The sequence below is a fragment of the Pseudomonas cyclaminis genome (genome assembly GCF_015163715.1).
Taxonomy (GTDB): Bacteria; Pseudomonadota; Gammaproteobacteria; order Pseudomonadales; family Pseudomonadaceae; genus Aquipseudomonas; species Aquipseudomonas cyclaminis.
On the sequence record NZ_JADDUM010000009.1, the window covers coordinates 1 to 8,866 of the forward strand.

Below are 8,866 nucleotides of genomic sequence, written 5' to 3' on the forward strand. Positions count from 1 at the left end.
GGCGCCCAGCCCCATGGCTGGAAGTGCTGGTCGGAGGGTCGTGCGGGCGAGGCTAGCGGTGGGGCGTGTTGGGGGCATGTCGTGAATGTATCAGCTTTGAAACATTTGCCCGAAAGGCCCGTGAAATGGCGGTTGGTCAGTATTTACCGATCATCGGATCCCGCAACGCCGCTGCTTGCGCTACAATCCGCGCCGATTTCGACTTGCCTGAGAGCCCATTCCAATGTCCGTCTGCCAGACTCCTATCATCGTCGCCCTGGATTACCCCACCCGTGACGCCGCACTGAAGCTGGCTGACCAGTTGGACCCCGCGCTTTGCCGGGTCAAGGTCGGCAAGGAACTGTTCACCAGTTGCGCCGCAGAAATCGTCGGCACTCTGCGTGACAAAGGCTTCGAAGTGTTCCTCGACCTGAAATTCCACGATATCCCGAATACCACCGCCATGGCGGTCAAGGCCGCCGCCGAAATGGGCGTGTGGATGGTCAACGTGCACTGCTCCGGCGGCCTGCGCATGATGACGGCCTGCCGCGAAGTGCTGGAGCAGCGCAGCGGCCCTAAACCGCTGCTGATCGGTGTGACCGTGCTGACCAGCATGGAGCGCGAAGACCTGGCCGGTATTGGCCTGGACATCGAGCCTCAGGAGCAGGTGCTGCGTCTGGCCGCGTTGGCCCAGAAAGCCGGCCTCGACGGCCTGGTGTGCTCGGCCCTGGAAGCCCAGGCGCTGAAGACCGCCCACCCGTCGCTGCAATTGGTGACCCCGGGGATCCGCCCGGCGGGCAGCGCCCAGGATGACCAGCGCCGTATCCTGACACCGCGTCAGGCACTGGATGCCGGTTCCGATTATCTGGTAATCGGCCGTCCGATCAGCCAGGCGGCGGATCCGGCCAAGGCGTTGGCGGCGGTAGTTGCCGAGATCGCCTGACCCCTGACGCTGTGGGACAGCCCCTGTGGGAGGGGGCTTGCCCCCGCTCACCACAACAGCCCATTTGCCATAGATTCAGCATCCACTGGGAGTGGTGTAGATACCCATGTGCACCGCAGGCAATGTGTTTTGCGCTGTATCAGCTGACCTTCAGAACCAACTTCCCAAAGTTCTCGCCGTTGAACAACTTCATCAATGTCTCCGGGAACGTCTCCAGCCCCTCGACAATATCCTCTTTGCTCTTGAGCTTGCCCTGGGCCATCCAGCCGGCCATTTCCTGCCCGGCGGCGGCAAAATTCGCCGCGTGATCCATCACCACAAAGCCTTCCATCCGTGCGCGGTTGACCAGCAGTGACAGGTAGTTGGCCGGGCCTTTCACCGCCTCCTTGTTGTTGTACTGGCTGATTGCGCCGCAAATCACCACCCGTGCCTTCAGCGCCAGGCGGCTGAGTACCGCATCAAGAATGTCGCCGCCGACGTTATCGAAATACACATCCACGCCCTTCGGGCATTCGCGCTTGAGGGCGGCCGGTACGTCTTCGTTCTTGTAGTCGATGGCCGCGTCAAAACCCAATTCGTCCACCAGGAACCTGCACTTGTCGGCGCCACCGGCGATGCCGACCACGCGGCACCCTTTAAGCTTGGCGATCTGCCCGGCAATGCTGCCCACGGCGCCGGCTGCACCGGAGATCACTACGGTTTCACCCGCCTTGGGCGCGCCGGTGTCCAGCAACGCGAAGTAGGCGGTCATGCCGGTCATGCCCAGTGCAGAAAGGTAGCGGGGCAGCGGGGCAAGCTTAGGGTCGACAGTGTAGAAACCACGGGGCTCGCCGAGGAAATAATCCTGCACGCCCAAGGCGCCATTCACGTAGTCCCCGACCGCGAATTTCGGGTTGTTCGAAGCAATCACCTTGCCCACGCCGAGTGCGCGCATCACTTCGCCGATGCCGACGGGCGGAATGTAGGATTTGCCCTCATTCATCCAGCCGCGCATGGCTGGGTCGAGGGACAAGTATTCATTGCGTACCAGCACTTGCCCGTCCTGGGGCGTGCCCACGGGCACTTCCTGATAGGTGAAGGTGTCCCGCGTGGCCGGGCCGACCGGGCGTTTGGCGAGCAGGAATTGGCGGTTGGTCTGGGCGGTCATGGCAGGGTCTCTTTAGAAGTGGAGCATGAGTTTAGAAGTGGAGCATGAGTGATAGACCTTGAACGGCTTGGGGGCAAGGCTGGCTTTGGGTGCGAATGCTGCTCGATAGGCTGCATTGATAGTGCGCCCGGTGTCGTTATCACTGGCGCGCATGCAGCCCTAACCGAGCCTTTGATAGTGCTGACGCGTCCGGCGTGGTGTTGGCTAGACTCGTCCCACGGCTATTTCTCCCATAGGACATCCCCCATGAGCATGACGTTTTCTGGCCAGGTCGCCCTGGTGACCGGCGCCGCCGCCGGTATTGGTCGCGCTACCGCGCTGGCGTTCGCCGCCGAAGGCTTGAAGGTTGTGGTTGCCGACCTGGATGTGGCGGGCGGCGAGGGCACCGTCGCGCTGATCCACCAGACCGGTGGCGAGGCACTGTTTGTGCGCTGCAACGTCACGCAGGAGACGGATGTTCAGCAGTTGATGGCGCAGACCGTCAGCGCTTATGGCCGCCTGGACTATGCGTTTAATAACGCCGGCATCGAGATTGAGAAGGGCAAGCTGGCGGACGGCAGCCTGGATGAGTTCGACGCCATCATGGGCGTCAACGTCAAAGGCGTATGGCTGTGCATGAAGTACCAGTTGCCGCTGCTGCTGGCACAGGGTGGCGGCGCTATCGTCAACACCGCGTCGGTCGCGGGGTTGGGTGCGGCGCCGAAGATGAGCATCTACGCGGCCTCCAAGCATGCGGTGATCGGCCTGACCAAATCGGCGGCCATCGAGTACGCCAAGAAGAAAATCCGCGTCAACGCGGTCTGCCCCGCAGTGATCGATACCGACATGTTCCGCCGCGCCTATGAAGCCGACCCCCGCAAGGCCGAATTCGCTGCCGCCATGCACCCGGTCGGGCGTATCGGCAAGGTCGAGGAAATCGCCAGCGCCGTGCTTTACCTGTGCAGCGACGGAGCTGCGTTCACCACCGGCCACGCCTTGGCAGTGGACGGTGGCGCGACGGCGATCTAGGACCTTGCGTCGCCCTGCGTTCGAAATGGACGGGGGCGCTGTGGGGCGTTTCCAGAGCTGGCACAACGCCGCGACCGAATGTGTGTCATTAGGTAAATAACCCAATAAAATCAATACTTTAATAAATTTATGCGCCCGGCAATCAACCGCTTCTGTGCTTAACTCCTTGGGGTTGATAACAGACAGTTGAAGTGAGTGGCTCATGGATTTAGGGATCGATCGACAAGCCCTTGTACCGGTGGTGCAGCAAATCGTTAGTGCAGTGGCGCAATGGATTCGCAAGGACGGGGTCAGCCCCGGCACGCGCTTGCCGTCCATCCGCCAGTTGGCCCTGGATAACCTGCTCAGCCAATCCAGCGTGATCGAAGCACTCGAACGGATGGTCGCGCAGGGGGTGCTGGCTCCCCGGCAGGGCTCGGGATTTGTGGTGGCCCAGCCGGGGGATTCCCACGAAGGCAATTGGTATGAGGGGGCGGAGCGCGAATGGGGCAGCTTTGCCGATAACCCATTGGGCGAGTTGAAACTGGGCTGCGGCTGGTTACCCGATGCCTGGCGCGAGAGCGATGACATCAGTTATGCGATTCGTGAAGTCACCCGCACCGACACTGCTGGCCTGTTCAACTACAGCACCCCGTTGGGGCTGCCCGCGTTGCGCGAGCAACTGCTCAAGCGCCTGACTCAGATTCATATCGCTTCCAGCGTGGACCGCATCCTCACGACCGCTGGCGCCGGCCATGCCCAGGACCTGCTGATACGCACGCTGCTCAAGGCAGGCGATTGCGTGGTGGTGGAAACACCGGGGTACGGCAACCTCTATCAGCAACTGGTGTTCCAGGGCGTGCAGATGCTGGAGGTGCCGCGTACACGGGGCGGTCCCGACCTCTCGGTCCTGGAAGCCTTACTGCGGCAACATCGGCCCAAGTGCCTGTTCATCCACAGCGTTCATCACAACCCTACGGGGACGAGTTTGTGCCGCGAGGTGGCCGAGCGCTTGCTGGAACTGGCTCACCGCGAAAACTTCCTGATCATTGAGGAAGACGTCTACGGTGACCTGCAACATGCCAGTTGCGTGCGGCTTGCGGCGTTGCCCCATGATGATCGGGTGATCTACGTCGCGAGTTTCTCCAAGACCTTGAGCAGTGCGTTGCGCGTGGGGTATCTGAGTGCCAGTTCGGCGATCATCGCGCAACTGGCCTGCCTCAAGACCTTGACCGGGTTCGGCACCTCGCGGTTCGCCGAGGCAGTGGTGGCTACGCTGCTGGCCAATGGCACCTATCGTAAATGGGTACAGCGCCTGCGCAAGCGACTTGGGACTGAAATGAAGGCCACCCTGCAGGTGCTGGAAGACGAAGAGTGGGAGGTGTTTGCGGTGCCCGCCGGGGGTATGTTTCTGTGGACGCGGCCGGGAGAGGTGCAGCCTTCGCTGTTACAGATGTGTGCCCGGCGGCTAGGGGTGTTGTTGTCTCCCGGGGCGTTGTTCAGCCCGACGGCGCAGGCCAGCGAGTGGCTGCGCATCAATGTGGCCTATGCAGCCGATCCGCGGGCCTTGGCGTTGTTCAGTGCCATGGGGCCCGCCAGATCGACCTCGACCATTCTGAAAACGACGGGCGTGTAGCTTTTTGCCATTATTGTGGCGCCAACGTCTTGTGTTCAGTGCCTTGTGGTTGCGAATCTCGCTGCATGTCAATCGGGCTTGATGGCATCTGCCATTGCAAGAGGATTCAAGTGCAATGATTTCAGGCGTGCAACGACGTTTCGCCAACCTCGGTATGGCGAAAAAACTGGGCTTGGGCTTCATGCTGGTGCTGTTGCTGACGGCGTTGGTGGCGGCCATTGGCGTGTGGTCCCTGCAGACCGTTGGCCAGCGTTTCGAAGGGCTCAAGGCGATGTCGTCGCTCAATAGCGGCTTGCTCAAGGTGCGCCTGATCGAGCAGGACTACGCGCTGCACGCCGACCCCAAGGCGGTCGACGCGCTGCATGAAAGCGTCGATGCTTGGCAGCCCAGGCTGCGGCCCTCAAGGCCCAGTCTGCGGCGAACGTGCCGGTGATGACCGATGTCGAGCAGGCTCTGGCCGCCTACCGCAAGGCGTTCGATGAGTTTGTCGAATTGACCCAGACCAAGGATCTGGCGCTGGAAATGGCCAGTTGGTCGGTGTCCAGCGTGGCGAATAACCTCGATGTGTTGCAGGCCGGCCTTGCGGACGATGGGGCTTATGGCCTCAAGGAAAGCCAGGGCAAGGAGGGCGCCGAGTTTATCGAGCAGCCGGGCAGGTCAGCCAGGTATCGCGCTTGATGTTGCAGACCATGAACGAAGCCCATGTTCGCCTGGACCAGAGCCGCAAAGTGGACGCCGAGGACGCCGAGCAAGGCAAGATCGAGCAGGCCGACCAGGCCTTGGCTCAGGTCGAACAGCTGAAAACCTCGGTCAAGGACTCCGGATACCAGACGGTGCTCAATGAAGTCTCCGGGCACATTGCTGCGTTCAGCGAGAAGCTGGGTGAGTACACCGGCCTGCTGGCCCAGGAAAAAGTGGTCTACAAACAACTGCATGACCGGGCGGCACTGGTGGTCAGCCGGGTCAATCAGGCCTATGACGCCGAAGACCTGTCGATGCAGGCTCAACTGAAAAAAAGCGCACTGTTGATCATCGGCTCGTCGGCCCTGGCCTTGCTGGTGGGGCTGGTTGCCGCATGGGTGATTACCCGTTTGATCGTCGCGCCGCTGCGCAGTGTGATTGCGGTGGCGCAGCAGATTGCCGCTGGGGATCTGAGTGGGCGCATGGAGGTCAGCCGTCGTGATGAAATCGGCCAGTTGATGCAGGCCATGCAACAGATGGGCAACGGCCTGAGCCAGATGGTCAGCGGCCTGCAGGCCGGAATCGAGCAATTGGCCAGCTCGGCGCAGACGCTCTCCAGCGTCACCGAGCAAACCAATGTCGAGGTCAGCAGCCAGAAAGAAGAAACCGAGCAGGTGGCCACCGCGATGAACCAGATGACCGCCACGGTGCACGACGTGGCGCGCAACGCCGAAGAGGCCGCGCAAGCCGCGCAGACGGCGGACGACAAGGTCGACAGCGGCCAGCAAGTGGTGCGCCAGAGTCTGCAGCGCATCGAGCTGCTGGCCACTTCCAGCACCAGTGCCAGTGCGAGCATCGAGAGCCTCAGTGCCGAAATCCAGAACATCGGCACCGTGCTGGGCGTGATCAAAAGCGTGGCGGAACAGACCAACCTGCTGGCCCTGAACGCGGCGATCGAAGCCGCCCGTGCAGGTGAACAGGGCCGTGGCTTTGCGGTAGTGGCCGATGAAGTGCGGGCGCTCGCCAAGCGTACCCAGCAATCGACCGAAGAAATCGAGCGGTTGGTCAGCACTTTGCGCAGCGCCGCGCAATCCTCGGTGCAGCAGATCCAGCAAAGCGGCGAGCTGGTCAAACTGGCGGTCAGCGATGCCCTGGAAACCGAGAGCGCCCTGGGCAGCATCGCGGTCGCGGTGTCGTTGATCCAGCAGATGAACCAGCAGATTGCCGCTGCCGCTGAGGAGCAAAGCTCGGTGGCCGAAGAGATCAACCGCAGCGTCACCAGTATCCGGGCGAGTGCCGACCAGTCGGCGTTGAGCATGCAGGGCAACGCGGCGTCGAGCATCCAGCTGGCGCAGTTGGGGGCGGAACTCAAGGGCATGGTGGGGCACTTCCGCCTTTGACCGCAGTGCAGAGGCTGCGATCAAAGGGGAGGGCGATCAAGCGTGGTTGGCGAGAAAGGTCAGCAGCGCTTCGTTGACGAAGTCCGGGTTTTCGCGGCTGGAGATATGCCCCGCGCCTGGAATCAACGTCAGGGCGCAGCCAATCAGTTCGGCCATTTCCTTGGATTCGGCGGGTGGGCGGGGTGTGTCCTGCTCGCCGCACATCACCAGGGTGGTGTCAGCGTCCAAGCGCGATAGTTGTTCCAGCACGTCGTCGCGGCTGAAGATCAACCGACCCAAGGGCACGATGCTCTGCAGCAGGCGGTCTCGGGAAAAGGCTTGCAGCGACTTGCGAAAGTCCTGGTAGAGCGCTGATTCGCGGTCGATGTCCGGGCGGAAGAAGATCGGCGCGATCACATCCAGCAACGGCTCGGGAATCGCGCCGGCGTCTTCAATCATCTTGAACAGCGAGAAGTAGTACTGGCGCGTAGCCTCGGGCTCTGCGCCGAGGTAGGTGTCCATCAGCACCAGGCTGTTGATGCGTTCGGGCGCCTGCAACGCCAGGCGCGCACCCCACATACCGCCGACCGAGAGGCCCACCAGGTTGATCTGCGTAATACCCAAGTGATCCAGCAGGGCCAGGTTCTGGCGCGCAAGGTCGTCGAGGGAGCGAGTCTGCGTGGGTAGTTGGCCCGATTCACCGTGGCCCCAGAGTTCGGGCACGATCACACGGTACTGTTGCGACAGGGCTTCGACCTGCGGCGCCCACATGTCGCGGTCCCACAGATAGCTGGAGCCGAGCAGGACGGCCGGGCCGGTGCCCTGGTCGAGGTAGTGCAGTGGTTGTCCATCAATGACGGCGATAGGCATAGCAGGCCTCTGACTTCACGGAGTGAGGGGCACTTTTTTACGCTAGTCGGCGGGTGGAGGATAGGTGCCAGGGTGATGGCACCTATCATTTCGCGAGCATCAGTCGTAGATGACTTTCTTCTTCCACTCGGCGTCGGCGTCGACTTCTTTCATGCCTTGGGTCAATTCGCTGACCTCTTCTACCGCCTGTTGGCTGTTAGCCAGTACCGTGGAGTTGGCACGGGCCAGTTGGCCTTCCAGTTGTTGCAACTGGGCGCTGTAGAGCACCGGCTCCGGCTGCTTGCGCAGGTACTGCACGCCACGTTCGAAAGCCAGGCGGGCCTGACCTGGTTGGCCTTGCTGCAGTGCGTGCTGGCCGAGGTTGTTGAAGAACTCGATGTGCAGCAGCACCAGGATATGGCGGATTTCCTTGATCCAGTGCTTGGCTTCGTTGGAGGGCAGGAAGCCATCCTGGGCCGCGCGCGTCACCTGGCCGTGAAGGCTTCCAGCAGGAAGCGCACGTCCTTGGCCTTGGCTTCGGTCTGGATCGGTGCCGGCGGGTTGTTTACCGGGATGGATTCGCCCTGGGCCACCAAGGTGTTCAGCTCGGTGATGCGCGCCTTGATCGGTGCGCTGGTCTTGTTGAGGTTCAACAAGCGCTGGTTTACGTTGAGCTCCAGGCGGGTCAACAACAGTTTGAGCGCCGGGGTCATCAGTTGGCCTGGGAATGTTTCGGTGATCTCACCGCAACGGCGCAGGCGATCGTTAAGCTCGATCTGGGTGCGCTGCTTTTCCAGCTTGTTGTTTTCCACCACGTGGTTCATGTAGCCAATGGCGATCAGTATTACGATCCCGGCTATTACCAGCAGGGTGATCATGAGTGGTGTCACCGGTGTGACCTCTTTAAAGGGTTTGCAGTAGAGTGTAGTGACTGGGCTGGCTATCGGATAGGGCTGATCGACCAGTTGCCCAGGTAGTTTCTTCTATATAGATCAGCGTTCCCTGCGTGAATGCACATTGCCATCATTTGCCAGGGCGAACTATAGCGTCTTGTCGGGTGCCAGAATATAGGCGTCAAGGTGCGGACGGGCAGAATGCCCGCAAGCGCCGGTAAACGCAGGCGAAGTCATTGATTTTAATAAATTTATCCTTGGGGGTTGACGACCTCCCAATCCATCCATAGAATGCGCGCCACTTAAAGCGTAAAGCACACAGCGAAACGCGATGAGTAGTGAATGTTGTACGTGTGTCCCCTTCGTCTAGTG

Annotated in this window: 5 protein-coding genes and 2 pseudogenes; 4 read left to right on the forward strand and 3 right to left on the reverse strand. The window is 61.2% G+C overall.

The window, feature by feature from the left end:
• The first annotated feature begins 223 nt into the window (after positions 1–223).
• Positions 224–922 carry an orotidine-5'-phosphate decarboxylase gene (pyrF, locus tag IQK56_RS00920; RefSeq protein WP_099586720.1) on the forward strand — a complete coding sequence of 233 codons (699 nt, stop codon included), beginning with the start codon at positions 224–226 and terminating at the stop codon, positions 920–922.
• Positions 923–1,061: 139 nt separating this feature from the next.
• Here the strand turns inward: pyrF and IQK56_RS00925 are convergent, their stop codons facing one another.
• On the reverse strand, positions 1,062–2,069 hold the full coding sequence (locus IQK56_RS00925) for an NADP-dependent oxidoreductase (protein ID WP_150675802.1): 1,008 nt from the start codon (positions 2,067–2,069) through the stop codon (positions 1,062–1,064).
• 246 nt (positions 2,070–2,315) lie between these two features.
• Here IQK56_RS00925 and IQK56_RS00930 point away from each other — a divergent pair, with 246 nt between their 5' ends.
• The 3 genes and pseudogenes from IQK56_RS00930 (at position 2,316) to IQK56_RS00940 (ending at position 6,773) form a co-directional block, all read left to right on the forward strand.
• Positions 2,316–3,077, forward strand: a complete 762-nt coding sequence (locus tag IQK56_RS00930) for an SDR family oxidoreductase (protein WP_193901508.1) — start codon at positions 2,316–2,318, stop codon at positions 3,075–3,077.
• A 202-nt stretch (positions 3,078–3,279) separates the two neighbouring features.
• A complete protein-coding gene (locus IQK56_RS00935; protein ID WP_193863661.1) occupies positions 3,280–4,692 on the forward strand; it encodes an aminotransferase-like domain-containing protein in 1,413 nt (470 codons plus the stop codon).
• Between the two features lie 115 nt (positions 4,693–4,807).
• Positions 4,808–6,773: pseudogene (locus tag IQK56_RS00940) on the forward strand (methyl-accepting chemotaxis protein).
• Positions 6,774–6,809: 36 nt separating this feature from the next.
• On the opposite strand, the gene IQK56_RS00945 reads toward IQK56_RS00940, so the two are convergent.
• Together IQK56_RS00945 and IQK56_RS00950 are read right to left on the reverse strand one after the other, a co-directional pair.
• Positions 6,810–7,622 (reverse strand): alpha/beta fold hydrolase, encoded by an 813-nt coding sequence (locus IQK56_RS00945; protein ID WP_122308201.1) that lies wholly within the window; start codon positions 7,620–7,622, stop codon positions 6,810–6,812.
• A gap of 99 nt (positions 7,623–7,721) precedes the next feature.
• Positions 7,722–8,491 (reverse strand): annotated as a pseudogene (locus IQK56_RS00950) (hypothetical protein).
• Positions 8,492–8,866 lie beyond the last annotated feature (375 nt).

What these genes read in the sequence shown, in the direction of transcription:
- pyrF (WP_099586720.1), top strand. Translation starts at nt 224, where the DNA reads ATGTCCGTCTGCCAGACTCCTATCATCGTCGCCCTGGATTACCCCACC.
- IQK56_RS00925 (WP_150675802.1), bottom strand. Translation starts at nt 2,069, where the DNA reads ATGACCGCCCAGACCAACCGCCAATTCCTGCTCGCCAAACGCCCGGTC.
- IQK56_RS00930 (WP_193901508.1), top strand. Translation starts at nt 2,316, where the DNA reads ATGAGCATGACGTTTTCTGGCCAGGTCGCCCTGGTGACCGGCGCCGCC.
- IQK56_RS00935 (WP_193863661.1), top strand. Translation starts at nt 3,280, where the DNA reads ATGGATTTAGGGATCGATCGACAAGCCCTTGTACCGGTGGTGCAGCAA.
- IQK56_RS00945 (WP_122308201.1), bottom strand. Translation starts at nt 7,622, where the DNA reads ATGCCTATCGCCGTCATTGATGGACAACCACTGCACTACCTCGACCAG.